Source organism: Streptomyces sp. AK02-01A, assembly GCF_033795305.1.
Classification (GTDB): Bacteria; Actinomycetota; Actinomycetes; order Streptomycetales; family Streptomycetaceae; genus Streptomyces.
In genome coordinates, this window is the sequence record NZ_JARBAE010000056.1 from 1 (window position 1) to 26,732 (window position 26,732).

Genomic DNA, 26,732 nt, shown 5'->3' on the forward strand with positions numbered 1-26,732 from the left:
CCCAGCGGCCCCAATGACCCGGCCCCCGCCCGGGACGGGCAGGGGCCGGAAACGGCTGTGTCGTGTCCGGGAAGGCCGGGTGTGCTGTCCGGGCGGCGTCCGCGTACTCTTCCGACAACTGTTGTTGTCCAGGGGGATGCGTCTACATTGTGGGCATGCGCCGGAACGACCTGTCCTCCCAGTTCAGCGAGGAAGACATCGACCGGATGTCGAGTCTCGCCGTCGACGATCTCGCTCACCGTCTCGCCGACGAGATATTCGACAGGCCCGTTCCGGACCCCGGGGACGGCTCACCGGCATCCGACGGCGAAGACCTGTCGGAGGCGACAGCCGCCGGCTCTCTCGCCCGTCTGCGCATACTCATGCATCTCAACCGCGCGGTGGAGCGCCAGGCCCGTACCGAGGCCGAACAGGCCGCACGCGCGGGCGCCGGCTATCCGCAGCTCGGTGACGCCTGGTACATCTCCCGCCAAGGAGCCCGCCGGCGATGGCCGGGGCTCGTCTTCACCGCCACGCCACCCGCCCGCCCCATACCCCCGCAAGAGAGCAGGAACGACCCCGTGAACAGCCTCAGCCACACCTACGACGTCCTGTTGGTGGAGGACGACCCAGCCGATGCCCTGCTGATCGAGGAGGCACTCCTGGAGCACGGGATGGCCCGTTCGATCAACCAGGCCGAGGACGGCGTGGCGGCGCTGGAATACCTGCGGGACACCGCGAACCCCCGGCCCGATCTCATCGTGCTGGATCTGAACATGCCGCGCATGAACGGGCGGGAGCTGCTCACCGTACTGAAGGACGACGCCGACCTGCTGACCATTCCGGTCGTGGTTCTGACCACCTCGGGCGCTCCGGACGATGTGCGCTCGGCCTATCTTCAGCACGCGAACGCGTATGTCATCAAGCCGCTCAATCTGGACGAGTTCATCCAGGCCGTACGGAGCATTGACGCGTTCTTCCTCGAAACGGCCGTCAAGCCGCCGCGGCGCTGACCGCTGGTCCGAGCGGCGGCGGCCGGCGCCGCGGCCGCTCGGACCGCCGCGCGCTTGGGCCGGGTGGCGGTGATTCCTGGCGCTTCGGACGACCGGCGCCGATTCTGCCCGGTAGGAAAGCACCGTCGTGTTTACGATGACCGTATGAGACGGCCGCCGCGCAGCGCGACCCTGCCACCTGAGGCGGGCGGGCATCTCGCCCACGCGGACGGCGCCCGTGCGACCGCCGGGACCACTCCCGTGCCGTCCGTCCCGCCGACCGCGTCGGCCCCGAGCGAACCGCGACTCCCGCGCATATAGGCGCGCCCGCCACCGGCTCCTTCACCGGGCCGATGGCCGCCGCCGGTATGCCGCACCTCTCTCGTACAGGAGTCGCTTCACCATGACCGCACACCGTCTCGCCGCCCGCCGGTCCACCGTCGCCGCGACCGTGGCCGGCGCCGCGCTGCTTCTCGCCGCCTGCGGCGGCAACGGCACGGGACCCGCCACGCACTCCGGCCACGGCGCGAGCACCTCAGCCTCCGCACCGGCTGCGGCTTCGGCCCACAACTCCGCCGACGCCTCCTTCGCGCGAGGCATGATCCCGCATCACCGGCAGGCGCTGCGAATGGCCGGTCTCGCCGCCGGACGCGCCTCCTCGACGGAGGTCAGGTCGCTCGCGACCAAGATCACACAGGCTCAGGACTCCGAGATCAAGGCGATGTCCGGCTGGCTGAGGACATGGGGCGAACCGGTCCCGGCCGACGGCGGGAGCGGCCATTCCGGGCACTCGATGCCCGGAATGATGAGTGACGACGACATGGCCGCGCTGGAGAAGGTGTCCGGCGCGGCCTTCGACACCGCGTTCCTGGATCTGATGGTGAAGCACCACGAAGGCGCCGTGGCGATGGCCAGGACCGAGACCGCGCGGGGCGCCAACGAGGACGCCAAGCGGACGGCCGACGGCATCATCGCCTCCCAGACCACCGAGATCACTCGTATGAACACGCTCCGCCGCGAGTAGGCCGGGGCCGGCCGGCGACCGGTGCGACAGCACGCCTTCCGGAATACCCCCTAGGGGTATAGTGTTCTCATGATTCCCGCCAGGGAACAACAGACCACGCTCCACGGAGGCAGCCATGGACCACCAGGCGGAACACCCGGCTGAGCGGCTCGATCACATACAGCCCGGACACATACAGCCCGGACACGCACACGCGGCCCACGGCCGGCCCGGCGGAGACCGCGGCTGGCGCACCGCCGTCCAGGCCACCCTGCACTGCCTCACCGGCTGCGCCGTCGGCGAGATCCTCGGGATGGTCATCGGCACCGCGGCCGGCCTGACCAACGGCGCCACCATCGCGCTCTCCGTCGTCCTGGCGTTCGTCTTCGGTTACGCCTTCACGATGCGAGGCGTCCTCGGCGCCGGCCTGCCCGTGCGCCGGGCACTGAAGGTCGCGCTGGCCGCCGACACCGTCTCCATCACGGTCATGGAAATCATCGACAACACCGTCATGGTGACCGTCCCCGGCGCCCTGCACGCGGGCCTGGCCAGTGCCCTCTTCTGGGGTTCGCTGGCCTTCTCGCTCGCGGTCGCCTTCGTCCTCACCGTCCCGGTCAACCGGTGGCTGATCTCGCGCGGCAGAGGCCACGCCGTTGTCCACGCGTACCACTGACGCACCGCCGTCGGAGACCCGGCGAAGATCTCAGGAGGGTACGGCGCGGCGGCCGGACCCGTCGCCGGTCAGACGACAACAGGGATGACCAGTTCGGGACGGTCCCACATCACGGCGGGCGGATGCGCCATCTCGGTGCCGGTCCGCCTGGCGCCCACGCTGCGATAGAAACCCTCGGCGGGCGGATGCGAGACGACCCGGACGCTGTCGAGTCCGGCGCCGCGCGCCTGGCTCCTCATGTGCTCGATGAGCCGGCGGCCGATACCGAGACCCTGCGCGTGGTCGGCGACGAACATCAGGTCGAGCTCCGCCGGGACGAGGACGAGAGCGTAGAAGCCGAGCAGCCGTCCTTCGGCGTCGGCCGCCAGGAAGACCTGATGGGTCTCGATGTAGTCGGGACCCACCCGATATCCGGCGATCATGGACGCGTACGGGCCTTCGTAGGCGCTGGAGCGCTGTATCAGCCTGGTGAGCCGCCTGGCGTCACGAGCGGTCGCCCGCCTGATCAATACGGCCTCGCCACGCACCCCGCCACCCGCGTCCGTAACGTGCGAAGTCATACCGGGAGTATTACGCACGCGATGCGGCGTTCACTCCACCGGGCCGCCTTGACCTGGATAGACAACTCTGTCTACTCTGTGGCGGTTCAGTGAACAGACTGGTCTACTCAATATATTGTCGGCGCGCCGTCCCGGCCGCCAGATCCTCAGCCTTTGAAGGAAACCATGACGAATCTCTCGGTCATCGCGGCGCCCGCGCCATCGACGGAACGGGCCGCCGGCACGCGGCGGATTCCGCCGAACATCGCGCTGTATGTGCTGGCCTCGATCGTGGTGTCGTTTCTCGCCGCCTCCAGCGCGCCGACACCGCTGTACGCGGTCTATCAGGCCGAGTGGGGCTTCACCCCGATCACGACCACGGTCGTTTTCGGCGTGTACGCCCTGGCGGTGCTCGCCGGTCTTCTGACGCTCGGCAAGCTGTCCGACTATGTCGGAAGGCGCCCGGTACTGCTCGCCGCGCTCGCCGTGCAGGCCGCCTCGATGGCCGTGTTCGCCACCGCCGACGGCGTTCCCGCGCTCATGGTGGCGCGGATCGCACAGGGGCTGTCGACCGGCGCGGCCCTCGGCGCGATCGGCGCGGGAATGATGGACATCAACCGGCCCAAGGGCACCATCGCCAACGCCGTCGCGCCGGGAGTCGGCACGGCGACCGGCGCGCTGGTGTCCGGGCTGGTGGTCCAGTATCTGCCGGCGCCCACGCATCTGATCTATCTGGCCCTGCTGGTGGTCTTCGCCCTTCAGGCCGTCGCCGTCTCCCGGATGACGGAGACGGTGACCCGTAAGCCGGGCGCGCTCGCCACCTTGAAGCCGGAGATCAAGCTGCCTCGCGCCGCACGCCGCCCGGTGCTCGTGGCCGCGCCGGTGCTTTTCGCCGTCTGGTCGCTGGCCGGTCTGTACGGATCGCTCGGCCCGGCGCTGGTACGCGGGCTGATCGACTCCTCGTCCGTGGTGTTCGGCGGACTGAGCCTGTTCATACTCGCCGGCGTCGCGGCGCTCTCGGTTCTGGCGATGCGGGGTGCGGCGGCGCGGACGGTCATGCTCACCGGCATCGTCGCGCTGATAGCCGGGGTGGCGGTCACGCTCGTCTCGATCAACGCGGGCTCGCCGGTCGGCTTCTTCGTCGGCACGGCGATCGCCGGCGTCGGATTCGGCAGCGGATTCCAGGGCGGCATCCGTACCGTCATGCCTCTTGTCACCGCCCATGAGGGCGCCGGCGTGCTCTCGCTGCTGTACGTCGTGTCGTATCTGGGGATGGGCGCGCCGGCGGTGATAGCGGGCTTCCTGGTCGTCCACGCCGGCGGGCTCTTCACGACCGCGCGAGAGTACGGCGTCGCCGTGATGGTCCTCGCCGGACTGGCTCTCCTCGGGCTGCGCCGCCGGAGCTCCGTCCGGCCCGCGACCGTATAGTAGACAGACCGGTTCAGGAAGGTGAGAGAGATGACCGCCAGCAAGAGCACGGCAAAGCCTTCGGCACGGGAGCGACTGCTCGCCGCCGCGAACGAACTGTTCTACGCGGAGGGCGTGCAGACGGTCGGTATCGACCGCGTCATCGAGCAGGCGGGGGTGGCGAAGGCGTCGCTGTACAACACCTTCGGCGGCAAGGAACAACTGATCGGCGCCTACCTCGAATCCCGTCACAACCGTATGACCGGCCGGATCACGCGCGCGGTCGGACGGCAGGACACGCCGCGTGAGCGACTGCTCGCCGTCTTCGACGCGCAGAGCGAACTGTTCGCCGAGCCCGGCTTCCATGGATGCGCCTTCGTCAGCGCCAGCGCGGAAACCCGGCCGGGCAGCCTGGTCGAACAGGTCACCGACACCTACCGGGGCTGGATCCGCGATCTGCTCACGGATCTGGCCGAGCAGGCCGGCGCCGCCGATCCCGGGACCCTGGCCCGGCAGCTTCATCTGCTCTACGACGGCGCCACGCTGTCCGCCCGTATGGACCGTGACCCCTCGTCGGCGGCCATCGCCCGCGAGGCGGCGTCGGCACTGGTGGACGCGGCCACCCGGCGCCGGGACGGGCACGGCCGTGCGGACGGTCTCGGCGGAGAATCCCCACTCGCCGACCAGCACACGTGACCCGGTGCTGTCGCACCCGCGGTCGAGGTTGACGTCAACGGCCTCCGGCATCGCACCGGCCCGCGTTCCCACCCGTCAGCGGATGCGGTGAGTCACGGAGCGTTCTAGTCTGAGGTTTCCGCGCCCAAAGGGAGATTCCGATGGTGGCGCAGAAGCACGGGCGAGACTACGAGTACATCGTCAGCGGCGGCGGAACAGCCGGATGTGTGCTGGCGGCGCGGCTTTCGGAGGATCCCGGGGCGCGTGTGCTGCTGGTGGAGGCCGGGCCGGCGGAACCGCCGGAAGCGGCGGCCGTTCCACGCACATGGACGAGTCTGCTGGGAGGCCTCGCCGACTGGGCCGACGCGTTCTTCGACGAGACCACCAAGCGGTCCACTCTCCTCTCACGCGGAAAAGGGCTGGGCGGCTCGACCAACATCAACGGCATGGTGTTCGTCCGCGGGCACCGCAGCGGCTATGACGTCTGGCCCGACGAAGGCGCCCCCGGATGGGGATTCGACGCTCTCCTTCCGTTCTTCAAACGGTCCGAGAGCGCGGTCAGCCGGGACCCCGCGGCGAGAGGGACGAACGGACCTCTCACCGTGGGAGCCGCCACCAACCGCAATCCCGTCACCGCCGCGCTGCTCGACGCGGCGTACGAAGTCGGCCTTTCCCGGGCCGCCGATCCCAGCAGCGGTCTCGAAGAGGGTCTCGGTCTGCACGACTTGGCCATCGCGCGGGGGCGGCGGATCACGGCCGCCGACGCGTATCTGACGCCCGGTGTCCGGGCGCGGGAGAACCTCACCATCGTGACGGACACCCTGGTGAACCGGGTGCTCCTCGAAGACGGCCGGTGCGTCGGGATCGAGTACGGAGCCGAAGGCCGGCCTCACGGCGCCCGTACCGCGCTCTGTACAAGGGAAGTCGTCCTCACGGCGGGCACGGTGGGCACCGCCCAACTGCTCCTACGCTCCGGTATCGGCCCCAAGTCCCACCTCCGGGACGTCGGTGTCGAGCCCGTTCTCGACCTCCCGGGCGTCGGCGCCAATCTGCACGACCACGCGTTCACCGGTATCGCCTACGCGGCCGCGCAGCCGGTTCCGCCCGGGGAGAACAATCACGGCGAAGGATGCGGAGTCATCCGCGCTCCCGGCGACCCTCAGCGCCCGACTCTGCAATTCATGCTGGTCAGCAACGCGCGTTACATCCCGCCCTACTTCGGGCCCGAGAACGGCTACACGATCGCCTTCTCCGTGATGAACCCGAAGAGCCGGGGGACGGTCAGGCTCGCGGACCCGGCACCGAACTCCGCCCCGCTTGTCGAGCCGCGCTATTTCAGCGATCCGTACGACCTCGACAGGATGCTCACCGCCTTGCGGATCGCACGGAAGATCGGCGCGGCACGGGCACTGGACCCGTGGCGGCTACGGGAAGTCCACCCCGGCCCCGAGATGACCGACGACGGTGATCTCCGCGACTACATCAGGGACAGTTACTGCCCGTACTGGCACACCGTCGGCACCTGCCGTATCGGCACGGACGCCATGGCCGTCGTCAATCCTCAGCTCCGCGTCCACGGAACGACCGGTCTCCGGGTCGCCGACGCGTCCGTCATGCCGTCGGTCCCGGCAGCCAACACCATGCCGGCCGTCTACGCCATCGCGGAACGGGCCGCTTCCCTCATGGCCGCCGCGTAGGACTGAGTGGCTGTGAGCCGGGCCTATTCGACGAAGTCGGCCGCCGGCACCGGCTCCAAGCGAATCGCATCCGCCTCGGCCAGATGTGACCGAGCGGGCGAACCAGGCCGGCACAACAGTGGGAACAGCCCTGTGATCTCCTGCCGCTCCAGCAAGAGACCCCACCATCGTTCGATGTCCTCGGGTAGATCGTCCGAGATCCATGTCCGCCGATCCGTGGGGCTCGGGCCGCCCAGGAGGCAAACCGTCAGGCAATGTAAAGGTCACGGCCTGACGGCAGCCCCTGCCACTGACACTCCGAGGCGGGAAGCAAGATCCACTTTCGCAACAGACCTTAGTCACTGGACGAATGAGTCCAGGACCCGGCACAGCGCCCGGTCGAAGACGGCATCCAGGTCGATCGGGCCGGAATCCTCCAGGAAGGCTGCGGCAAGCCGCGGATAGCGCCCCGAGGAGATCTCGCGGCCCAGATAGGCGATCCGGACGGCATGTTCCTGCTCTGCGGACCACGGCAGCGAACGCGTGCGCTCCGCGGTCTGGAGTTCATTGGCGACATAGGTGGTGACTACCCCGTTCACCAACGCGACGAGTTCCATCTTCTCGCCGTACCGCAGATCCAGCGGATCCAGGCAGGCAAGGCTGTATTCGAGGAACCGCATGGCATTCGGGCTGAATCCGTAGGCCGACGACATCAGCCGCGACGTCCAGGGATGGTGGCGCATCATCGCCCGCGCCCGGTGTGCCAGAGCGATCATATCGGCACGCCAGTCACCGGACGGGTGCTCCGGCAGTGCGTACTCCCCGGCAACCGCGTCCATCATCAGTTCGTACAGATCCTCCTTGCGCGGCACGTAGTTGTACAGGGACATGGTGCCGCAGCCGAGTTCGCCCGCCACATGCCGCATAGAGACCGACTCCAAGCCGCCCGCGTCGGCCAGGCGGACGGCGGCCGCTGCGATGTCCGCTCGGCTGAATGCCGGTCTGGGCCCTCGGCCCGCCCGCTCGGGGCGGGCCCAGATCACTTCGGGTTCAGCAGGTCGCCCCGCCATTGATCATCACCTCGCCCACCATATTAGTTACGTACACCGTACGTAGTGCGTTACCGTGACTCCATGACAACTACGTACGCTGTACTTAGTAAAGGCCTGGAGAAGCGATTCCGCGACGTCCATGCGCTACGCGGGCTCGACCTCGCCGTCGCCGAAGGAACGATCTGCGGGCTGCTAGGACCGAACGGTGCGGGCAAGACCACCGCCGTTCGGGTGCTGACGACCCTCACCGCACCGGATGCGGGCACCGCCCGCGTCGCAGGGCATGACATCGTCCGGGCACCGGCCGCGGTACGCCGGTCGATCGGAGTCACCGGCCAGTCCGCCTCGGTCGACGAGGAACTGACAGGCCGGCAGAACCTGCGCCTCTTCGCGCGGCTGCTCCGCCTCAGGGGCACCGCCGGCCGGGCCCGCGCCGACGAACTCCTCGCGCGGTTCGAACTCACCGGGGCGGCAGACCGTGCGGCACGGAGCTACTCCGGCGGGATGCGGCGGCGTCTCGACCTGGCCGCAAGCATGCTGATCCGCCCCGCGGTGCTCTTCCTCGACGAGCCGACGGCCGGCCTCGACCCGCTCAGTCGCAGCCAGATCTGGCGCGCTGTTCGCGACTTTGCGGCGCAGGGCACCACCGTCGTGCTGACCACGCAGTATCTGGAGGAGGCGGACCAACTGGCCGACGAAGTCGTGCTGATCGACAACGGCCGTGCCGCCCATCGCGGCAGTCCGGGCGACCTCAAAGCACTCATCGGTTCGTATGCCGAGGCGGTGCTCGCGCAGCCAGCTCCGGGCGAGATGGGCGAACTGGACCTCCTGACCGCGGCGCGCGTGCTCGGCCGGCTGACCGGCAGCTCCCCGGAGATCGACCGGGAGCGACGCACCGTGGGAGCCGCCACCACGGATACCAGCCTCACCCTGCCCGCGGTCGTCCGGGAGCTGGACTCGGCGGGCGTGCCACTGGCCGATGCGAGTCTGCGTCCGCCGACACTCGATGAGGTTTTCCTCCGGCTGACCCAGGGCGGCGGGAGCCCGGCCGGTACGGCCACCTTTCCACACGAAGAGGAGCATGCGGCATGAGCACGTTCGCCTACGACAGCACCGCCGTGCTGGGCCGGCATCTGCAGCGGATCAGACATGCACCAGGGGTCCTGATCATCACGCAGTTGATGCCGGTCAACATGCTGCTGTTCTTCGGCTACGTCTTCGGCACCATGGTCGCGATGCCAGGCCAGCAGTACCGTGCCTTTCTTGTCCCGGGACTCCTCGCCGCGACGGCCGCGGGCGGCATCATGACGGGCATGTTCCAGGCGGCCCAGGACGCGCAGCGGGGTGTGATGGACAGGTTCCGGACCTTACCGATCAGCAGAATCGCTGTGCCACTCGGCCAGACGGCGGCGGACCTGGTCACCACCGCAGCCGGCACCGTGCCGTTCCTGCTGGTGGGCCTCGCGGTGGGCTGGCGCATCGAAAGCGGCGTACTGAACGCACTAGCCGCCCTGGGCCTGCTCCTCCTCTTCCGCTTTGCCTGCACCTGGCTGGGCGTCTATCTGGGACTGCTGATCCGCGACGAGGAGATGGCGGGCCAGTTCGGCGTGGCCAGCTTCGTCCTGCCACTGCTCTCCGCCGCATATATCCCCACGGAAGGCCTGCCCAGATGGCTGCGGGTCCTGGCCGAGTGGAATCCGATCAGTGCGGTCGCCACTGCTGTCCGCACCCTGTTCGGCAATGCGGCTCCGGCCGTGGACGCCGCCTGGCCGGTCGCGCATCCGGTCTCCGGTTCTCTCCTGTGGTCGCTGACACTGCTCGCCGTTTTCGTACCGTTGGCCGTCCAACGGTACGCGGATAATGGAGGGTGATCATTCCCCGTCAGGCCTGGACCGAGTCAGTACGAGATGGGAACGAGGCAAGAGCGGCACAGCGCGGGTTTCGTGCCGCTGGTCGTTTTGGTGCCGCTGTCGTCTCCGGTGCCGATGCCGAGAACGAGGAAGAACAGGAGAGCGCCGACCGGGGGCTCTTCTTCATCCAGCCGGGCCGTCCGGACGGCGGCGTGGCGGGCGGCCGACGGACGCCACCGCCCATCGCGGAGGCGTCGGAGGCCGCTGCGGAGGCGGTGGTTGGGTGTTCGAGGTCACGCGATCCCCCGTACTCCGGCCTCTCTCCGCCCGTCTTCTCCGGCCCCGCCGGAGGCCATACCCACCCTGCCCCCGGTAAACGACGCCGCTTCCTGATGGCGAACGCCGCCGGGATTGCCTGCTGCCAGCCACAAAGCGGCAGGAACCGGCCGATGCCGCACAGCGGGCGACTCGTGCTGCTAGGAAGAGCACGACCCGTCCGGAAATCAGGGGAAGGGTCGTGCGGCGCGCGCGAGCCGCGCTGCGCCGCCGGACGAACGAGTGGGGGGACCATCCATGCATCACCTCGCGGCCGGTGCGTACGCGACCAACCAGCAGTTCGAAGCCAACCAGTGGGTGGCCGACGGGGCCGCCCCGCTCGGCTACTCCTTCCTGGCCGGCGGCGCCGGCGGCGCGCCCAACATCGTCCAACTGGCGAACCCGGGGCTGCGCGTGTCGCACAACGGACTGTTCGCCATCGAGGAGGCCGACCTGACCCGGCGTCAGCCCAAGCACTTCTTCTCCACCGCGGAGGCGATCGCCGGGTGGAACAAGATCCTGGCCTCGCAGGGCTCCTACTACCAGCTCTTCCTCGACCCGCCCGGCACCGTCACCTTCACCCTGCCCGGCGCGGCCGCCCCGACCACACTGACCCGTGTGCGGGCGGCGAACCTGCAGTTGGGCTGCGGCCAGGCCGGCAACCGAATGACGACTACGGAGAACTGCAACGGGACCGTGAGGGAGGTCATCGGGTCAGTGCGGCAGCCCCGGCCGCGGCTCGGCGCCAAGGTCTTTCTGGGCAGCAACGCGACCCAGCAGGATGAGTTCGCGCTGCACATCACCAACCACCTGGTGCACGCCGTGCCGGTGGGCGACCTGCCGACGGCTCCGCCCGCGACCTGGGAGGCCGCCCAGGACCTCATCGCCCGCCTCTTCGGCGGGGACACCCGTCAGCTCGCCGCCGGACTGCCCACGCGCGCCGCGGGCTTCGCGGCCGGCCTGCAGACCCTCGGAGTGAACGAGTTCGCCCAACCCACCGCGGTCGGCCAGGGCTTGTACAGTGCTTCGCTGGGCGCCTCCCATCGCGTCGGGGCCGTATTCGCGGTGCACGACTACCACAACGACCGCGACGTCACCGACCCTGTCAACGTCAACCGCGCACTGTGGGGCTTCCACTGGGGCGGCGTCGTCGCGATGGACGGCACGGACTACCTGACACTGGAGAACTACGCCCGCAACGCGGAGAACGCCGGAGGCGACGGCGACGGTCTGTTCTACTTCCAGATGTACGGTGCCGCGGCCCTGGACACCTGGCACGGTCAGTGGACACCTCCACAGCCCCGCGGCAAGGGATTCGCCAACGCGCTGTCGGTCGTGGTGGAGCCCGACGGCCAAGCGGGCCTGACCTACTACGTCGCCAACAGCAAGGACACCTACGCGGCGGTCGGCGCCGCCACCACCGTCCTCCAGCTCCAGCGGGCCCTGCTGAATGGGCTGAACTACGCCAACGTCCACCTGTACGCGACCTCACTGACCGGCGAGTACGCGGACAAGACCCGGCGCGGACACTGGCGCGACGCCGTCGCCAACGTCCTCGCCGCGCCGCCGGCCTTCATCGACCCCACCACCACCTCGCTGGCCCAGCACGTCGCCAACGCCCTGCAACAGGTGAAGTGACGGCAGCCGGACCGGCGCCCGGCCGCAGCGACGGCCCGGCACCGGTCCGGCCACGCGCTCCCGCCACCGGGCACTGTTCACAGTCGCCGAGCACCCAGCCACCGGGCCGGGCACCGGCGGCGGGAACGACGCGCGGAGCGGCGGGCCTTGTGACCGGTCGGCATTGTCTCGTCGTTCGCGTTGAGGTCGCGGGGCCTTGTCCCTGTCGGCCCATCACGCAGAGGCCGCTCCGACGCAGAACTCATTGCCCTCCGGATCCGCCATCACCACATGATGCCCGTCGAACGTGTCGAGGATGGTCCCGCCCGCCCGCACCAGGCGCTCGGACTCTGCCGTGATCCGTGCCCATCGCACTTCAGGACTGCCGTGCCCCGGCACTCGAACGTCGATGTGGAGCCGGTTCTTCGCCGTCTTGGGCTCGGGAACCCTGAGGACGCACAAGCGGGGGCCGACGCCGTCGGGATCGCAGAGCCACGCGCCGTCGTCCACGGATTCGTCCTCCGGTAGATCGAAGTGCTCGAACCACTCCGCGCGTGTCGTGAAGGGAGCCGGCGGTGGCTCGTCGACATAGCCGAGGGCCGTCTTCCAGAAAACGGCAAGGAGCTGTGCGTCCGCACCATCAAGCGTCAGGTCGATTCTGGCTGCCATGGAGGGACCGTACTGCGCGCCTCTGACAGTCGGGGCATGGCCGAAGGAGCGGGGCTCCGTGCGAGGCACGAGCCGTTCACGCCGATCTCCGGATCCGGAAGCCGCCTCAGGGCTGTCCCGTAATCCCCGGCGGGCGCGCGACGACAGCCACGGCGCCTCGCCGCGTTGTCGGAACGCCCGGATACATCCAGTATGCGAGCGTCCCCTCAACGATCGTGCGGGAGGTACGCGGCTCGCACGTCTCGGCCGCCAACCAGCACTCGTCACCTTGAGTAATGGCCGCGCAGAAATACGGGCCTCCTTTCCAGGCTGACTCCCTCAGACCTGGAATATCTCTCTGCCGGTTTCGATTGAGAGGTGCCCGCCGGGTTCGGGAAGCGGTCCGGCCAAAGGATGGAACCGTGCTCCGGGCCGACTTTCACCGACCCGACCTGGCCCAGGTGACAGCGCTCATTGCGGTGGCGGATTTCCTTCCAAGTGGGCACCGGCCGTGTTTGCGCCGATATCCATCGCCATACCGTCTGCCACGTGTAGTGAGCACACCAACCCCGCAACGCCATATTCAATCGACGCAGCAGGTCATCCAACGGCTAGTTTACTTCGGCCTCTCGGCACAGCGTCTTGACTCGCCTCACGACCTGGACAACCTTCTTCACGGACTGCCCCCCTGTCAAGGCCCTCCGCATCTCGGGAGAACCGCGGTCTTGGGTGAGCCGATAGGTTCTGAGCCGCGCCAGATTGGTGCTGGCTTCAATGACCCAGGCCGCGTGTTGGCTTCAATGGCCCAGACCGCGTGTGGTTATATCGCGACAGCCAAGGTGATGACGATGGCAACTGGCCAGCACACCCACCATCATCGGCTATCTGGCGGCACGTGCGCAAAGTCGTATCGGCGCTGCGAACCCGTCTCGCGAACAGACCCTTATGGGGGAGACGTGGTAGCAGGCTAATCGGGCGACAGCCCTCAGCGACGGCGCACTCACCTGGTCCTCACCTTCCAATTCAACCCCTGACCCTCAGATGCGCATCAGTGGCAGGAGACCAATCACGATCATTCGAGCAGGTCAGACCTTTAATGCCGCCGCGTGATGGCAGACATCTACTCCACAGGGAATACGTTTCATGACAGATGGCAACGAAAATGGGCGTGCGGGACGATCACGCGGGAACTTGAATAGGCGACGCCTTCTTCAAGGGACAGCGGGCACCTTCGGTGCCGCTCTGGCATCCGCCGGCATCTATAAGGTGATCGACACCATTGCAAAACCACCGGACCGCCCCACTGCCGCCGACAGCCCGCCCATCCAGGAACAATATATCCTGCAGAACGAGCAGGTGGTCATGGTCAATGGCTCGGGTGTGAAGAGCAGCAAAGGCACGATTGCGGTCCGAGTGCCGGCCATGCACGATCATGTCGTTACCGCAAGGCTGAATGTGTCGGCGAACGCTAAGGAGTTGCAGGAGGCGCAGCACCATCTCGAATCCGTCCTCCTGGATCTGGAACGCCAATTTCCACCCACTCCCACAGGAGTGGCCACCACGGTGGCCTGGGGACTTCCCTACTTCCACCAGTACATTCCAACCCTGGGCAAGGCGTCGGGCTTCTTCAAGGCGGGAACACCTTACCCAGCGTATCTGCCGGTCGATTTGGTGACCTCCAAGACGGAGGGCCGTACCGTATATGCGCTGCAGGAGGCCATGACGTTCCCCAGCGACGAGCCTCCGCCCGGCTTCGGGCCGGTCCGCCTGGAACAGAACGACGTGGCCGTGCTACTCCGCAGTGACTCGCTCGCCAATATCCTGGCAGCCTCCGACGCCCTCTTCGGGCCTGGAAGCAACCGGGCGGGCAGCCTGTTCAAGGTGACGAGTATCCGCCAGGGATTCTCCGGGGGCGGTTTCTACGGGCAACAGGGCCTGCCGAGCAAGCTGGCGCTGGCAGCCGATATCCCCGGTGCGCAGTCGATTCCCCGACAGGCGCAGGGCTTCCTCGGCTTCGCCACCACCCTGGATTCGAATATGGGACCCGGCACCATCGCCAATCTGGAGACCCTGCCTGGGCTCACCGATCAGTGGCCCAACGGTTACTTCAAACAGGGGACCACCATGCATCTCTCGCACCTGTTCCAAGATCTGGTGACCTGGTACGAACAGAACTTCCCTCAGTACGGGGATCGCGTCCAGGCGATGCTCCATCCCGGACTCTCGCCCGCGCCCGCGTCGGGCACACTTGCCCTCCAACCGGCAGGGCAAAGTGAGGCCGAAGTGGCGGAAGGGGTCAAGCGGTACCACGCCTACGGCCACACCGGGAGCATGTCGAAGGTGGACAGCACCACATCGCCGATGACCAGCAACTACGGGAAGGCCTACGCCACGGGGACGACCATCCCCGTGCGCGGCGATTTCGACACGCTGGACAATCCATTCCACTACACGTCCGATCCGACGGCGGACCACTACAGCGAGAAGCCGGCGGCCGGGTTGCACTTCGTTCAGTTCCAGCCGACGATCGCACTCTTCAATCTCGTTCGGCTCTCGATGGACGGCCACTATCCCGGTATGACACTCCCTGTCGAGCCGCGCAGTCCTCACGCCGGCATCAACTCGGTCCTGAACACGACCCACCGGCAGAACTATCTGGTTCCACCACGCCGCCATCGCTCCTTCCCGCTCGCCGAGTTCCTTGCCTGACACGAGCCGCGCACCGCGCCCTCAGGGCTGTCGCGAGGTTGGCCTCGTCGTTTCGGTTGGGCTGAGGCGGCGTCGCTGATCGCCAACTGTTTGGTGGCCGCAGTGATTTCGGTGTTTGGGCGTGGCGGAGTCCCGGCGCGGTGGTCGGGTTCTCCGGGTGCTTTCGGGTCGTGGGCGGGACGTGGGTTTGCTGGCCGGCTGGCGGGTCGGGGCAGTGCGGCGAGGTGGTGGAAGGCCGTGGCCAGGTCGTGTCTCCAGGGCCAGGTCGCCGATATTCGCGGGTGGAGGCGTCGGCCGCCGCAGGTGAGGCGGGCTGTGACGTGCGGGAGTACGCGGCGGTCAGCCCGGTGGCATCAGCGAGATCAGCCAGTAACCGTGCCCCGGCATGACCGACCACCGCCGAACCATCCGCACTGACCTGGATCTTGGGACCTAGCCCGATGGTCCGCAGCTAGAAGGTGCCCTCCGCCTGGACCAACGGAACCCCTCAGCAAGGTTCATCGTCCCAGGTCAGGAAGGCACTTTCGCGTTTCCGCCCCAACAGCCGCCGTAGCCAAGCGAAACGGCGAGGTTAGTCCGCCATCGATCACTCGCCCAGAAGCCTCGCGTGACACGGAAGCTCGGCCGCGCCAATCTTCTCTGATCACCCCCCTTTCGATTGCAGCCCGCTCTCACCCGAACGGATGTACGCCTCCCTACGGAACAAGCCCTTGTCCCGCAGGCCGTGCCGGGTGGCGAAGTTGGATCGATACTGAATCGAGCGGCGGACCGCCGCGGAGCGTCTTCCACCGCGCCCCAAGGAGCTGATGATGCGTCAGGAAAGTTGGCGTCCGGTCAGCATCAGTACCGCCGAAAGCCGCTTCGGACCGCCGTGGGACGCCAAGGTCACAGCCCAGCCACAGATGGCGTGACCTGCGAAAACCATGGTCAGAGACAGAGCTGCCAGCCTACCGGGGAGAAACCCATGAAGATGCTGATCAATGTGCCGGAGACCGTGGTCGCGGATGCTCTGCGAGGGCTGGCCGCGGCGCATCCCGAACTCTCCGTCGATGTCGACAACCGGGTCGTGGTGCGGGGAGACGCGCCGGTCGCCGGAAAGGTCGGGCTGGTCTCCGGAGGCGGATCCGGGCACGAGCCGTTGCACGCCGGCTTCGTCGGGCCCGGAATGCTCTCCGCCGCCTGCCCCGGCGAGGTGTTCACCTCCCCCGTGCCCGACCAGATGGTGCGGGCCGCCGCCGCGGTCGACAGCGGCGCCGGAGTGGTGTTCGTCATCAAGAACTACACCGGCGACGTCCTGAACTTCGACATGGCCGCCGAGCTGGCCGAGGACGAAGGAATTCAGGTCGCGAAAGTGCTGGTCAACGATGACGTGGCGGTGACGGACAGCCTTTACACAGCCGGGCGGCGCGGTACGGGCGCGACGCTGTTCGTCGAGAAGCTGGCAGGCGCGGCGGCCGAGGAGGGCGCGCCGCTGGAGCGGGTCGAGGCGATCGGGAGGCAGGTGAATGAGAGCTCCCGCAGTTTCGGCGTCGCTCTCAACGCCGTCACGACCCCGGCCAAGGGCAGCCCGACGTTCGATCTGCCCGAGGGTGAGCTGGAGCTGGGCATCGGAATCCATGGCGAGCCGGGGCGCGAGCGGCGGGCGATGATGACCTCGCGCGAGATCGCCGACTTCGCCGTGAACGCCGTTCTGGAGGATCTGCGGCCGTCGGGACCGGTACTCGCGCTGGTGAACGGCATGGGCGGCACTCCGCTGCTGGAGCTCTACGGCTTCAACGCCGAGGTGCAGCGAGTGCTGAGGGAGCGCGGTGTGCCGGTGGCCCGCACGCTCGTCGGCAACTACGTGACCTCGCTGGACATGGCGGGCTGCTCGGTGACCCTGTGCCAGGTCGACGAGGAGTTGCTGCGGCTGTGGGACGCGCCGGTGGAGACCGCCGCGCTCCGCTGGGGCCGCTGAGCGCTGTCCGGCCCGCTGTCCCATCCATGACGCCAGCTCCGAGGGCAGGTTCCGCATCCGCCCTCGGAGCGGCCGAGTCTGTCGCGGTGCGTGCGATCGCAAGGCGGAGGAGCATTCTCGTACCGGACGTATTTAAATAACGTCGACAGCGCAGCGAGTGTGCGTACCGGGCGTCACGGACCAGGGGGACTTCGAGAGCACGCCCCGGGGCCGCTGGGTTGGCAGGTTTGGCAGGGACGGCAGGGAACGACCCAGGTCGCGAGGAGATCACGTGCCCGATCAGGAACCCGAAAAGATGCTTGACGCCGGCTTCTTCCGCCGCTGGCTGACGACCGCCGCCGCCGCGGTGGAGCGTGAGGCGGACCGGCTCACCGCGCTGGATTCGGCCATCGGCGACGCCGACCACGGCAGCAATATGCTGCGCGGCTTCCGCGCTGTCACGGTCGTACTGGAGACGGAGTCGCCGGCCGGTCCCGGAGCCGTACTGGTCCTGGCCGGACGGCAGCTCATCTCGACGGTGGGCGGCGCGTCCGGGCCGTTGTACGGCACGCTGCTGCGGCGTGCCGGCAAGGCACTCGGCGACTCGGCCGAGGTCACGCCCGCGGAGCTGACGGAGGCACTGCGCACAGGAGTGGCGGCGGTGGCGCAACTGGGCGGGGCGAAGGCCGGCGACAAGACGATGCTGGACGCGCTGGAGCCGGCGGTCGAGGCGCTCGGTACGTCCTTCGCGGCCGCGGCGGAGGCCGCCGACCGTGGCGCGCTGGCGACCGTACCGCTTCAGGCGCGCAAGGGCAGGGCCAGCTACCTCGGTGAACGGAGCATCGGGCACCAGGACCCGGGCGCCACGTCCTCCGCTCTGCTGATCGCCGCGCTCGCCGAGACCGCAGGGACCGCGGAGGCGACGGAATGAGCCTGGAGAATCCCGTCGGCATCGTGCTGGTGTCGCACAGCGCCGCGGTGGCCGAGGCCGTCGTGGAGCTGGCCCTGGGACTGGCCGGCGGCGGCGCGACGGCCCCGGTGGCGGCGGCCGGTGGCACGCCGGACGGCGGGCTGGGCACCAGTTCCGAGCTGGTCGCCGCGGCGGCCGCGCGAGTGGACCGGGGCGCGGGCGTCGCGATTCTGGTGGATCTCGGCAGTGCCGTGCTGACGGTGAAGGCGCTCCTCGCCGACGGTGACGAACTGCCCGCCGGGACAAGGCTGATCGACGCCCCGTTCGTGGAAGGCGCGGTGGCCGCCACGGTCACCGCCGGCGCGGGCGGAGACCTGGACGCGGTGGAGGCCGCGGCGGTGGAGGCGTACCAGTACCGCAAGGTCTGAGTCCGACGTGCGCGGCCGGTGGCCCGAGCCGTCGGACCGGCGGCCCGGCCGCGCATGGCCGGAAACGGCACCTCGTGGTGGCGATCCGGCACCGTCACCCAGGGATACTGAGCTGTCACAGAAGGTGGGCGCCGACGGCGCCCGGCAGCGAGGGCCCGGAGGGGCGAGCATGGTGAACTCGGCAGGACCGAAGACCGGCACACCGGACGGGACCGGTCCATTACGCCCACCTGGACGCCGGACGCGCCACGCCGTGGTCATCGGCGGAAGCATCGCGGGCCTGCTGGCGGCCCGGGCGCTCGGCGCTCACGCGGACCGGGTGACCATCGTCGAACGTGACCGCTTTCCCGACGGACCTGAGCCACGTCCGGGAGTCCCGCAGAGCCGCCACACCCATGTCCTGCTGGAGGGCGGGCAGCGGGCGCTGGAAGCGCTGCTTCCCGGCATCCTCACCGAGCTGCACGAGCACGGCGCGCCCCGGCTGGGCATGCCCAACGACCTCGTGCAGTGGCAGGCCAGCCGCTTCTACCGGCGCACCAGCCCCACCGTCCATATCCTCACCGGCTCCCGGCCCGTGCTGGAGTGGCTGGTACGGCGGCGGGTGCTGGCCGAACCGGGGATCACCGCGATCGAGGGCAGCGAGGTCGTGGGGCTGCTCGGCGACTCGGCGCGGGTCCGGGGCGTACTGCTGCGCGAGCGCGGCGCGAGGACCCGCCACGACACGCGGCCCCTGGACGCCGATCTGGTCGTGGACGCCTCGGGCCGCGGCTCTCGCGCCGCCGGCTGGCTGGCCGGGATCGGCGCGGAACCACCCCGGGAGGAGACGCTCGACACCGGTCTCGCCTACGCGACCCGTCTCTATCGCGCCGCGGAGGACGCCGAGGGCCCGGACTGCCTCGGCTACTACTTCGTCGCGGGCCGCGACCACATCTACGGCGGTGTCGCTCTTCCCATCGAGGGCGGCCGTCATCTGGTCACGCTCTCCGGGCTGCGCGGCAGTGAACCGCCCTCGGACGAGGCCGCCTTCACCGATTTCGCGGCCCGGCTCCCCCACCCGGTACTGCACGAGTGGCTGCTGAGGGCGGAGCCCGAGTCACCCGTCCACGCGTTCCGCGCGACGGCCAACGTCCGCCGCCGGTACGACCGTCCGGGCCGTCGCCCGTCGGGCTTCCTCGCCACCGGTGACGCGCTGTGCGCGTTCAATCCGGTGTACGGGCAGGGCATGGCGGTCGCCGCGCTCAGCGCGCTCGCGCTGCGCGACGCTCTCGCCGGCCGGCGCCGTACGCCGACGACCAGGCGCCTGCAAGGGACGCTGCTCAAGGCGTCGCAGCAGGCCTGGGACATCGCCTCCGGGGCCGACAGAGAGCTGCCTGGTGCCACCGGTGACGCGGTCAGGACACGTGCGGTGGACCGGCCCGCGGCCTGGTATCTCGCTCGCGTACAGGATCGCGCCCCAGGCAATCCGGTCGTCGGCGCGGCGTTCCGCGCCGCGTTCTCGCTCACCGCTCCGGTCAGTGTGCTCTTCACACCGAGCGTCGTGCGTGCGGTGCTGTTCGGTCCCGTTCGGCCGACACCGTCCGAACCGCCGATGCGTCCGGAGCACACCGCCGGCTGAGGCCGTGGCGCGTCGCGGTCCCGCGTTGCTGATCGTCCGTTCCGGACTCAGGCTCGCTCTATGGGACGCCGACCGCCCGGTGTACGGGCGTCACCGGTGGTCGACGGAGTGAGGAGGGCGCATGACGTCGGACAGGGAGCCGCGCGGAGTGGGCGCCGACGGCCCGGGGCTGCGCTGTCTGGTCACCGGGGCCACGGGATACATCGGCGGCCGGCTGGTGCCGGGACTGCTGGACGCGGGTCATACGGTGCGTTGCCTCGCCCGGAGCCCGGAGAAACTGCGCGACCATCCCTGGGTCGGCCGTACCGAGGTCGTACGCGGGGATGTCACCGACGCCGGGTCGCTCGGAGCGGCCATGGAAGACATCGACGTGGCGTACTACCTGGTGCACGCACTGGGCACCGGGCGCGACTTCGCGGCCACGGACCGCCGGGCGGCCCACGTCTTCGCCGAGCGGGCGAAGGCCGCCGGCGTACGGCGGATCGTCTATCTCGGCGGTCTCACCCCGGCCCGGGTACCGGAGCGGGAACTCTCGCCGCATCTGCGCTCGCGCGCCGAGGTGGGCCGTATCCTCCTCGGCTCGGGAGTACCGACCGCGGTGCTGCGCGCCGCGGTCATCATCGGTTCCGGCTCCGCCTCCTTCGAGATGCTGCGCTATCTGACGGAGCGGCTGCCGGTGATGGTGACACCGAGCTGGGTGCGTACCTCCATCCAGCCCATCGCGGTGCGGGATGTGCTGCGTTGTCTCGTCGGCTGCGCGCGGCTGCCCGCCGAGGTGAGCCGGGCCTTCGACATCGGCGGTCCCGAGGTGCTGACATACCGCGACATGATGCGGCGGTACGCGGCGGTGGCCGGGCTGCCCCGGCGGCTCATCCTTCCGGTGCCCGTCCTGACACCGCGCCTGTCCAGCCACTGGATCGGTCTGGTGACACCGGTCCCGCGCTCCATCGCCCGACCGCTGGCCGAGTCCCTGCGCCATGAGGTCATCTGCCATGAACGGGACATCGCCCGGTATGTGCCCGACCCGCCGGGCGGTCTGCTCAGCTTCGACCGCGCCGTCGAGCTGGCGCTCCGGCGCATCCAGGACGCGAAGGTGACCACCCGCTGGTCGTCCGCCTCGCTGCCCGGAGCGCCGAGCGATCCGCTGCCCACCGATCCGGACTGGGCCGGCGGCAGCCTCTACACCGACCGCCGGGAGATGACCGTGGACGCCTCGCCCGAGGCGCTCTGGCGCGTCATCGAGGGCATCGGCGGAGAAAACGGCTGGTACTCCTTCCCGCTGGCCTGGGCGGTACGCGGCTGGCTCGACCGGATGGCCGGCGGAGTCGGGCTGCGCAGAGGCAGACGGGACAAGCAGCGGCTGCGGGTCGGTGACTCGCTCGACTTCTGGCGAGTGGAGGAGCTGGAACCCGGGAGGCTGCTGCGGCTGCGCGCCGAGATGCGGCTGCCGGGGCTGGCCTGGCTGGAGCTGCGCGCGGACCGGGACGACAAGGACCGGACGGTGCTCCGGCAGCGCGCGCTGTTCCATCCGCACGGGCTGCTGGGCCATGCCTACTGGTGGAGCGTCTCGCCCTTCCACGCGGTGGTGTTCGGTGGGATGGCGCGCAATATCGCCCAGGCGGCGGGAGCCGTCGGACCGGAGCCGGACAGGAACTGACCGTAGTGCCGTTGAGCGACGGTGCGTACCGGTGGCGCGGGCAGGCCCTCGCGGTACGGGCCGGTGGACGGTCCGCGCTTCGAGGGCCTGCTCCGCGATGGCTCGGTGCCATGCCGGTCCGGACCGGTCAGCCGTGGGTGGACGCCGTGTCGGTCGTTTCTTCCGCGGTGACGTCCAGCGGCCGCGTCTGCGGGTCGTTGGTCTCCAGGTCCTTCGTCTCCGGGTCCTTGGTCGCCGGCGTCTTTGTCTCCGTGGTCTCCGTCTCCGGAGCGCGCGGCGCGGGGACGGAGGCGGAGGCAGTGGCCGGAGACCGGCGCGTGAGGCGCCTGACCAGTGGTTCCGTCCAGCGGGCGGCCGGCGGGCCGAGGATCACCAGGATGAGGACATAGGCGGTGGCCAGTGGGCCGATACGTGGCTCCACTCCGACCGCCAGTCCGGCGATCACGATGGAGAACTCGCCGCGCGCCACCAGCGTGCCGCCGGTGCGCCAGCGGCCCGCGGTCCTGACTCCGGCCCGCCGCGCCGCGTACCAGCCGGTGCCGATCTTTGTCACGGTGGTGACCAGCGCCAGGATGAGTGCCGGGACCAGCACCGGCGGAATGGCGGCCGGATCGGTGTTCAGACCGAAGAAGACGAAGAACACGGCGGCGAACAGGTCCCGCAGCGGAGCCAGCAGATTGTGCGCGCCCTCGGCGACCTCACCGGAGAGCGCGATACCGACCAGGAACGCCCCGACGGCCGCGGAGACCTGCAGTTCCTGGGCGACTCCCGCGACCAGGACGGTGAGTCCGAGGACGACCAGGAGCAGCATCTCCGGGTTGTCGGAGGAGACCGCGCGGCTTATGAGCCGGCCGTGGCGCAGAGCCAGATAGAGGACCGCGCCGACCGTACCGAGCGAGATCAGCAGCGTGAGGCTGCCACCGGCCAGGCTGAGCCCGGCGAGCAGCGCCGTGAGCAGCGGCAGATAGACGGCCATGGCGAGGTCTTCGATGACCAGGACGCCGAGAATGACGGGTGTTTCGCGATTTCCCAGCCGTCCGAGATCACCGAGGACCTTGGCTATGACACCGGAGGAGGAGATCCAGGTCACACCGGCCAGCGCGACCGCCGCGACCGGGCCCCAGCCCAGGATCAGCGCGGCGGCGGCACCCGGCACGGCGTTCAGTACGAAGTCGACGATGCCGGAGGGGTACTGGGTCTTGAGGTTGGAGACGAGTTCGGAGGCGCTGTACTCCAGTCCCAGCAGGAGCAGCAGCAGGATGACGCCGATCTCCGCGCCGGTGGCGATGAACTCCTCACTGGCGTTGAGCGGAAGCAGACCGCCGTGGCCGAAGGCGAGCCCGGCGAGCAGATAGAGCGGTATGGAGGAGAAACCCACTCGTCCGGCGAGCCGGCCGAGTATGCCGAGGCCCAGAATGACGGACCCCAGTTCGATGAGCAGTGTGGTGGTCTCGTGCACGGGCGCTTATCCTCCGGCGATCAGTTCGGCGACGGCGTCCACGCCTTCCCGGGTGCCGACGACGACGAGGGTGTCCCCCAGGGCGAAGCGGAAGTCCGGAGTGGGCGAAGGGAAGGCGTCGGTGCGGCGCAGGACGGCGACTATGGACGCGCCGGTACGGGTCCGCGCCTGGGTGGCGCCAAGCGTCCGGCCCACATAGGGCGACCGCTTGGTGACCGGGATGTGCTCGGTGAGCAGGTCGATCTCAAGGTGCTGAGGAAGATGGGCGACGGAGTCCGGCGTCAGGAGCTTGCTGAGCGCGTTGGCCTCGTACGGTGCGAGGGCCGTGGCGTCCTTGCAGGAGTCGTCGTCCTCGGGGTCGTGGAAGGCGAGAATGCGCCGCCCGTCCTGGTGCACGACGACCGACAGATGCTTTCCCGTCTCGGTGGTCAGGTCGTAGCGGGTACCGACCCCGGGCAGGGCGGTTTTGCTGACGTGGGCTGTGGGCTCCATGGGAAACGCTCCATGCGGGCGTACTGAGAAGTCTGCGGGCACCGGGCCCCTGGCAGGCGCCGGGACGTTGTCCGACCCGGCGCCGGACATGAATTCTCCATCATTCGCGCCGGAAACCCTCAGTCCGGTCGTGCGGCGGGAGTCCGCGGTCCCTGGTTTGGGCAGAGAGTTCAGGTGGCGGCCGTTCGAACAGTCCGTACACGCGTACACCGCACATGGGCGGCGCGGACGGACACACCGGGCGCGGGCGCCTCACAGAACAACACGGGCACCTGACAGAACAGCGAGCACAGAACGAAAGCACACAGAACAAAGGGCACAGAACAAAGAGCACAGGGCACCACCGAGACAAGCGGAACGAGGCGAGGCATGAACCCGAGCAACGGCTGGGAGTTCACGGACGACCGAGGGCATCTGACTGTGGTGCGCCGCCACCCGGCACGGGTGGTGGCCTATGTGCAGGCCGGCGCGACGCTGTGGGACCACGGTCTGCATCCCCTGGGGATCTTCGGTTCCCACCATGACGGCGACACCCCGGACCCGGCGAAGGCCGGCGAGTTACCTCTCGCGGAACTGCGCTCCTTCGGCGCGGGCAGCGCGCTCGACCTGGACGGTCTGTTCGCGGCGGAACCAGATCTGGTGGTCGCCGTCAGCTACGGCGGCGGGCAGGTGTACGGCATCGACCCGGAGGCGGCCAAGCGTCTGGAGGAACGGCTGCCGCTGGTCGTCCTCGATGTGGGCAAGGACCGCTCGCTCGACGGCATCAGAGACCGGTTCACGGCGCTGGCCCGCACACTGCGGACAGCGTTCGAGCCCGCGGTGGCGGACCTTGAGCGTGCGGAGGACCGGCTGCGCGCGGCGACGGCGCGGCCCGCCCGGTCCCGGGTGCTGGCGCTGTCGGCCGCCGGACCGGAGACGGCGTATCTGGCCAGGCCGGAGACCTGGCCGGATCTGCGGGCGCTCGCCGAACTGGGAACCGGGCTGATCGACCCGGTAGGAGGTTCCGGAGCGAACTGGCGTACGGCCGACTGGTCCGAGGCCGCCGCACTGGAACCGGATGTCGTGCTCGCCGATGTGCGTGCGAACGCGGCGCCGCGTGAGCGGCTCCGGGACAACGCGCACTGGCGCGCGATCGAGGAGCGGGCGCTGATCGTGCCGTGGAATCCGGAGGCGCCGTGCAGCCACCGCGCACACGCCCGGTTCCTGAGCACGGTGGCGGACGCCGTGGGCCCGGCGTAGGCGGCGCGCGGGCGCGCTGTCGGCAGCGTGCCGGCGGCGGCAGGCGTGTCGCGTATGACACACGACAGAGACCAGCACGCCTCCGCCGCGCACCGGGCACCGCCGGTACGGACCATCGAGGTGATCGCCGTCATACGGATCACCTCGCACATGGCACAGATCACCTTCGGCGGGCCCGGTCTCGCGGCAGGCCCGGTGGGCGCGGTCGGCCTCGCCCGGCGCCGTGCTCGGGATGTTCGGACCGTCGGCGTACTTCGCCACGCCCGTACCGGTCGGCCCGACCGACTGGATGCTGTCGGCCGGGGCTCGCCCTGACAGCCGCGCGGACGCCAACTTGGCTTTGAGGAGCGGCACTTGGCCGTGCGCATCGATCCGCGCACGGTTCTCCAAGGCCCGTTCGAAGTCGGCGGCGGCCTCCTGGTAGCGGCCTTGTCGTTCGTATGTCTCAACTCCAGGCGAACCCCGGCCACCGGCTCAGCAGGCGAGGACCGCCTGCACGGTCTTGCCCTCGCCGGGTCCGCCGAGTACGGAGAACTGACGCGAGAGCTCACGCACCATCGCGATCCCCCTGCCGCTCTCGGCCATCATGTCGGCCGGCCGCAGCTTCGGCCGTACGGGGCTGCTGTCCTGGACCTCGACGGTGACCCGCCCATGATTCACGCTCAGTTGAAGCCGGCAGCTACTCCGGCCGTGGCGGGTGGCGTTGGTGACCAGTTCGGAGACCACCAGCGTCGCGTCGTCCACCTGATGCGCCGAGATCTGTTCGCCGCAGCCGTGGTTGAGGTAAGCGGCTGTCAGATGCCGCGCCCAGCGTGCGGATGCCTCCGACTGCGCCAGGATGTACGTGGCGCGTGCGGCACGCCGTCGGGCATGCCCGTGCGCACGCATGGCGATCACTCCCTTCGTCAGGGACCGGCGGCTGCTCGAACGGCCTCAGAGGCCCTCGCGATGCGTTCGATCCGTACTTCTGCTGGTTCCCGGGTTGTGTGATCGACAATCGTGGATGTCCCGAGCGGACTTCCATGTCCATGACGAGACGGCCGTTCTCCCGTAGCGATTGACACAGCTCCTCGATAGCAGCGTTACGCGCTGGTTGGTAGCATCCCTGTATGAGCACGCGAACACGCATCCTGGAGGTGGCCGCCGACCTGCTGGCGAAATCACCGAACGGCGATATCTCCACGCGCGCGGTCTGTGACGCCGCCCAGGTCGGCGCGCCGGTGCTCTACCGGCAGTTCGGCGACAAGGAGGGACTGCTCTCCGCCGTCGTCGACCACGGCTTCGACGCCTATCTGGCGACCAAGCAAACGCACGAGCCGGGAGCGGATCCGATCGAGGATCTGCGCGAAGGCTGGGACAGTCATGTCGAGTTCGCGCTGAAGAATCCGAATCTGTACCGGCTGATGAACTCTCCCTCGATGCGGAAGCCGCCCGCTTCGGCCCTGGAGTCCCATCGGATCCTGCGCCGCGATCTGGAACGGGCCGCCGCTCAGGGAAAGCTGCGGATCTCCCCGGAAGTCGCCGCCCAGATGGTCATGTCGGCCAATGTCGGCGTGGCGCTGATGCTTGTCTCCCGTCCCGCCACCTTCACCGACCCCGACCTGTCCCGCAGGGTGCGCGACTCGGTACATGCCGCCGTCTTCACTCCCGAGGCGATGTACGGCGGGACGGACGGCGGCGTTGAGGCGTCGGCGCTCTCCACCGGTCCCGGCGCCGGGACTCCGGTGGCGGCGGCGCGCCTCGGAGCGCTGCTGCGCCGGTCGCTGCCGCCCGGGCTGAGTACGGCGGAGGCGGCGCTGATGACCGAGTGGCTGGAGCGGGTGTCGGACGGGCCTCGGGACGCGGGCCCGCCGTAACGGCT

At 69.2% G+C, this 26,732-nt stretch carries 25 protein-coding genes; 19 read left to right on the top strand and 6 right to left on the bottom strand.

Annotation, left to right across the window (positions count from 1 at the left end; translation table 11 throughout):
• The first annotated feature begins 155 nt into the window (after positions 1-155).
• The 4 genes from PV679_RS32235 (at position 156) to PV679_RS32250 (ending at position 2,647) form a co-directional block, all read left to right on the top strand.
• On the top strand, positions 156-992 hold the full coding sequence (locus PV679_RS32235; protein WP_319684347.1) for a response regulator: 837 nt from the start codon (positions 156-158) through the stop codon (positions 990-992).
• Positions 993-1,136: 144 nt separating this feature from the next.
• On the top strand, positions 1,137-1,292 hold the full coding sequence (locus PV679_RS32240) for a hypothetical protein (protein WP_319684349.1): 156 nt from the start codon (positions 1,137-1,139) through the stop codon (positions 1,290-1,292).
• Positions 1,293-1,374: 82 nt separating this feature from the next.
• On the top strand, positions 1,375-1,995 hold the full coding sequence (locus PV679_RS32245; RefSeq protein ID WP_319684350.1) for a DUF305 domain-containing protein: 621 nt from the start codon (positions 1,375-1,377) through the stop codon (positions 1,993-1,995).
• A gap of 115 nt (positions 1,996-2,110) precedes the next feature.
• Complete coding sequence (locus PV679_RS32250; RefSeq protein ID WP_319684352.1) at positions 2,111-2,647, top strand: DUF4396 domain-containing protein; 537 nt, start codon at positions 2,111-2,113, stop codon at positions 2,645-2,647.
• Positions 2,648-2,715: 68 nt separating this feature from the next.
• Here the strand turns inward: PV679_RS32250 and PV679_RS32255 are convergent, their stop codons facing one another.
• Positions 2,716-3,207 (bottom strand): GNAT family N-acetyltransferase, encoded by a 492-nt coding sequence (locus tag PV679_RS32255; protein ID WP_319684353.1) that lies wholly within the window; start codon positions 3,205-3,207, stop codon positions 2,716-2,718.
• A 165-nt stretch (positions 3,208-3,372) separates the two neighbouring features.
• On the opposite strand from PV679_RS32255, the gene PV679_RS32260 reads away from it, so the two are divergent.
• The 3 genes from PV679_RS32260 (at position 3,373) to PV679_RS32270 (ending at position 6,965) form a co-directional block, all read left to right on the top strand.
• The gene (locus PV679_RS32260; protein ID WP_319684355.1) at positions 3,373-4,614 is read left to right on the top strand and encodes an MFS transporter; all 1,242 of its coding nucleotides are present in this window, start codon (positions 3,373-3,375) and stop codon (positions 4,612-4,614) included.
• 30 nt (positions 4,615-4,644) lie between these two features.
• Entirely contained in the window at positions 4,645-5,289 is a 645-nt protein-coding gene (locus PV679_RS32265; RefSeq protein WP_319684356.1) for a TetR/AcrR family transcriptional regulator, read from the top strand.
• A 140-nt stretch (positions 5,290-5,429) separates the two neighbouring features.
• The gene (locus PV679_RS32270; protein ID WP_319684357.1) at positions 5,430-6,965 is read left to right on the top strand and encodes a GMC family oxidoreductase; all 1,536 of its coding nucleotides are present in this window, start codon (positions 5,430-5,432) and stop codon (positions 6,963-6,965) included.
• 338 nt (positions 6,966-7,303) lie between these two features.
• Here the strand turns inward: PV679_RS32270 and PV679_RS32275 are convergent, their stop codons facing one another.
• Positions 7,304-8,014 carry a TetR/AcrR family transcriptional regulator gene (locus PV679_RS32275; protein WP_319684359.1) on the bottom strand — a complete coding sequence of 237 codons (711 nt, stop codon included), beginning with the start codon at positions 8,012-8,014 and terminating at the stop codon, positions 7,304-7,306.
• A gap of 63 nt (positions 8,015-8,077) precedes the next feature.
• On the opposite strand from PV679_RS32275, the gene PV679_RS32280 reads away from it, so the two are divergent.
• The 3 genes from PV679_RS32280 to PV679_RS32290 all read left to right on the top strand — a co-directional run bounded on the left by PV679_RS32280 (position 8,078) and on the right by PV679_RS32290 (position 11,799).
• Entirely contained in the window at positions 8,078-9,088 is a 1,011-nt protein-coding gene (locus tag PV679_RS32280) for an ATP-binding cassette domain-containing protein (protein WP_319684360.1), read from the top strand.
• Positions 9,085-9,867, top strand: a complete 783-nt coding sequence (locus tag PV679_RS32285) for an ABC transporter permease (protein ID WP_319684362.1) — start codon at positions 9,085-9,087, stop codon at positions 9,865-9,867. Before PV679_RS32280 ends, PV679_RS32285 begins: the two co-directional genes overlap by 4 nt.
• Positions 9,868-10,419: 552 nt before the next feature.
• Positions 10,420-11,799: a hypothetical protein gene (locus PV679_RS32290; protein ID WP_319684364.1), complete on the top strand. Its 1,380-nt coding sequence runs from the start codon at positions 10,420-10,422 to the stop codon at positions 11,797-11,799.
• 213 nt (positions 11,800-12,012) lie between these two features.
• Here PV679_RS32290 and PV679_RS32295 read toward each other — a convergent pair whose 3' ends face one another.
• The gene (locus PV679_RS32295; RefSeq protein WP_319684365.1) at positions 12,013-12,447 is read right to left on the bottom strand and encodes a VOC family protein; all 435 of its coding nucleotides are present in this window, start codon (positions 12,445-12,447) and stop codon (positions 12,013-12,015) included.
• Between the two features lie 1,245 nt (positions 12,448-13,692).
• Between PV679_RS32295 and PV679_RS32300 the strand changes: the two genes are divergently transcribed.
• The 6 genes from PV679_RS32300 to PV679_RS32325 all read left to right on the top strand — a co-directional run bounded on the left by PV679_RS32300 (position 13,693) and on the right by PV679_RS32325 (position 21,681).
• A complete protein-coding gene (locus tag PV679_RS32300) occupies positions 13,693-15,135 on the top strand; it encodes a hypothetical protein (protein WP_319684367.1) in 1,443 nt (480 codons plus the stop codon).
• Positions 15,136-16,099: 964 nt separating this feature from the next.
• A complete protein-coding gene (gene dhaK, locus PV679_RS32305) occupies positions 16,100-17,092 on the top strand; it encodes a dihydroxyacetone kinase subunit DhaK (RefSeq protein WP_319684369.1) in 993 nt (330 codons plus the stop codon).
• A 295-nt stretch (positions 17,093-17,387) separates the two neighbouring features.
• Entirely contained in the window at positions 17,388-18,002 is a 615-nt protein-coding gene (dhaL, locus tag PV679_RS32310; protein WP_319684397.1) for a dihydroxyacetone kinase subunit DhaL, read from the top strand.
• Positions 17,999-18,409, top strand: coding sequence for a PTS fructose transporter subunit IIA (locus PV679_RS32315; protein WP_319684370.1), 411 nt, complete (start codon positions 17,999-18,001; stop codon positions 18,407-18,409). The genes dhaL and PV679_RS32315 overlap by 4 nt, the downstream gene beginning before the upstream one ends.
• A gap of 259 nt (positions 18,410-18,668) precedes the next feature.
• Positions 18,669-20,024 (top strand): NAD(P)/FAD-dependent oxidoreductase, encoded by a 1,356-nt coding sequence (locus tag PV679_RS32320; protein WP_319684399.1) that lies wholly within the window; start codon positions 18,669-18,671, stop codon positions 20,022-20,024.
• 121 nt (positions 20,025-20,145) lie between these two features.
• Positions 20,146-21,681 (top strand): SDR family oxidoreductase, encoded by a 1,536-nt coding sequence (locus PV679_RS32325; protein ID WP_319684372.1) that lies wholly within the window; start codon positions 20,146-20,148, stop codon positions 21,679-21,681.
• A 127-nt stretch (positions 21,682-21,808) separates the two neighbouring features.
• Here PV679_RS32325 and PV679_RS32330 read toward each other — a convergent pair whose 3' ends face one another.
• Both PV679_RS32330 and PV679_RS32335 read right to left on the bottom strand, forming a co-directional pair.
• The gene (locus PV679_RS32330; protein WP_319684374.1) at positions 21,809-23,140 is read right to left on the bottom strand and encodes a cation:proton antiporter; all 1,332 of its coding nucleotides are present in this window, start codon (positions 23,138-23,140) and stop codon (positions 21,809-21,811) included.
• Between the two features lie 6 nt (positions 23,141-23,146).
• Positions 23,147-23,632, bottom strand: a complete 486-nt coding sequence (locus PV679_RS32335) for a cation:proton antiporter regulatory subunit (RefSeq protein WP_319684375.1) — start codon at positions 23,630-23,632, stop codon at positions 23,147-23,149.
• Between the two features lie 369 nt (positions 23,633-24,001).
• Here PV679_RS32335 and PV679_RS32340 point away from each other — a divergent pair, with 369 nt between their 5' ends.
• Both PV679_RS32340 and PV679_RS32345 read left to right on the top strand, forming a co-directional pair.
• On the top strand, positions 24,002-24,871 hold the full coding sequence (locus PV679_RS32340; RefSeq protein WP_319684377.1) for an ABC transporter substrate-binding protein: 870 nt from the start codon (positions 24,002-24,004) through the stop codon (positions 24,869-24,871).
• 54 nt (positions 24,872-24,925) lie between these two features.
• Complete coding sequence (locus PV679_RS32345) at positions 24,926-25,186, top strand: hypothetical protein (RefSeq protein WP_319684379.1); 261 nt, start codon at positions 24,926-24,928, stop codon at positions 25,184-25,186.
• A 159-nt stretch (positions 25,187-25,345) separates the two neighbouring features.
• On the opposite strand, the gene PV679_RS32350 is transcribed toward PV679_RS32345, so the two are convergent.
• Entirely contained in the window at positions 25,346-25,759 is a 414-nt protein-coding gene (locus PV679_RS32350) for an ATP-binding protein (protein ID WP_319684380.1), read from the bottom strand.
• A 221-nt stretch (positions 25,760-25,980) separates the two neighbouring features.
• On the opposite strand from PV679_RS32350, the gene PV679_RS32355 reads away from it, so the two are divergent.
• Positions 25,981-26,727 (top strand): TetR/AcrR family transcriptional regulator, encoded by a 747-nt coding sequence (locus tag PV679_RS32355; protein ID WP_319684381.1) that lies wholly within the window; start codon positions 25,981-25,983, stop codon positions 26,725-26,727.
• Positions 26,728-26,732 lie beyond the last annotated feature (5 nt).

Excerpts from the sequence above, each read along its gene's own strand:
- PV679_RS32295 (WP_319684365.1), bottom strand. The coding sequence starts at position 12,447 with ATGGCAGCCAGAATCGACCTGACGCTTGATGGTGCGGACGCACAGCTC.
- PV679_RS32275 (WP_319684359.1), bottom strand. The coding sequence starts at position 8,014 with ATGGCGGGGCGACCTGCTGAACCCGAAGTGATCTGGGCCCGCCCCGAG.
- PV679_RS32255 (WP_319684353.1), bottom strand. The coding sequence starts at position 3,207 with ATGACTTCGCACGTTACGGACGCGGGTGGCGGGGTGCGTGGCGAGGCC.
- PV679_RS32335 (WP_319684375.1), bottom strand. The coding sequence starts at position 23,632 with ATGGAGCCCACAGCCCACGTCAGCAAAACCGCCCTGCCCGGGGTCGGT.
- PV679_RS32285 (WP_319684362.1), top strand. The coding sequence starts at position 9,085 with ATGAGCACGTTCGCCTACGACAGCACCGCCGTGCTGGGCCGGCATCTG.
- PV679_RS32265 (WP_319684356.1), top strand. The coding sequence starts at position 4,645 with ATGACCGCCAGCAAGAGCACGGCAAAGCCTTCGGCACGGGAGCGACTG.
- PV679_RS32290 (WP_319684364.1), top strand. The coding sequence starts at position 10,420 with ATGCATCACCTCGCGGCCGGTGCGTACGCGACCAACCAGCAGTTCGAA.
- PV679_RS32240 (WP_319684349.1), top strand. The coding sequence starts at position 1,137 with ATGAGACGGCCGCCGCGCAGCGCGACCCTGCCACCTGAGGCGGGCGGG.
- dhaK (WP_319684369.1), top strand. The coding sequence starts at position 16,100 with ATGAAGATGCTGATCAATGTGCCGGAGACCGTGGTCGCGGATGCTCTG.
- PV679_RS32260 (WP_319684355.1), top strand. The coding sequence starts at position 3,373 with ATGACGAATCTCTCGGTCATCGCGGCGCCCGCGCCATCGACGGAACGG.
- PV679_RS32355 (WP_319684381.1), top strand. The coding sequence starts at position 25,981 with ATGAGCACGCGAACACGCATCCTGGAGGTGGCCGCCGACCTGCTGGCG.
- dhaL (WP_319684397.1), top strand. The coding sequence starts at position 17,388 with ATGCTTGACGCCGGCTTCTTCCGCCGCTGGCTGACGACCGCCGCCGCC.
- PV679_RS32315 (WP_319684370.1), top strand. The coding sequence starts at position 17,999 with ATGAGCCTGGAGAATCCCGTCGGCATCGTGCTGGTGTCGCACAGCGCC.
- PV679_RS32245 (WP_319684350.1), top strand. The coding sequence starts at position 1,375 with ATGACCGCACACCGTCTCGCCGCCCGCCGGTCCACCGTCGCCGCGACC.
- PV679_RS32325 (WP_319684372.1), top strand. The coding sequence starts at position 20,146 with ATGACGTCGGACAGGGAGCCGCGCGGAGTGGGCGCCGACGGCCCGGGG.
- PV679_RS32280 (WP_319684360.1), top strand. The coding sequence starts at position 8,078 with ATGACAACTACGTACGCTGTACTTAGTAAAGGCCTGGAGAAGCGATTC.
- PV679_RS32350 (WP_319684380.1), bottom strand. The coding sequence starts at position 25,759 with ATGCGTGCGCACGGGCATGCCCGACGGCGTGCCGCACGCGCCACGTAC.
- PV679_RS32235 (WP_319684347.1), top strand. The coding sequence starts at position 156 with ATGCGCCGGAACGACCTGTCCTCCCAGTTCAGCGAGGAAGACATCGAC.
- PV679_RS32340 (WP_319684377.1), top strand. The coding sequence starts at position 24,002 with ATGAACCCGAGCAACGGCTGGGAGTTCACGGACGACCGAGGGCATCTG.
- PV679_RS32345 (WP_319684379.1), top strand. The coding sequence starts at position 24,926 with ATGACACACGACAGAGACCAGCACGCCTCCGCCGCGCACCGGGCACCG.
- PV679_RS32250 (WP_319684352.1), top strand. The coding sequence starts at position 2,111 with ATGGACCACCAGGCGGAACACCCGGCTGAGCGGCTCGATCACATACAG.
- PV679_RS32270 (WP_319684357.1), top strand. The coding sequence starts at position 5,430 with ATGGTGGCGCAGAAGCACGGGCGAGACTACGAGTACATCGTCAGCGGC.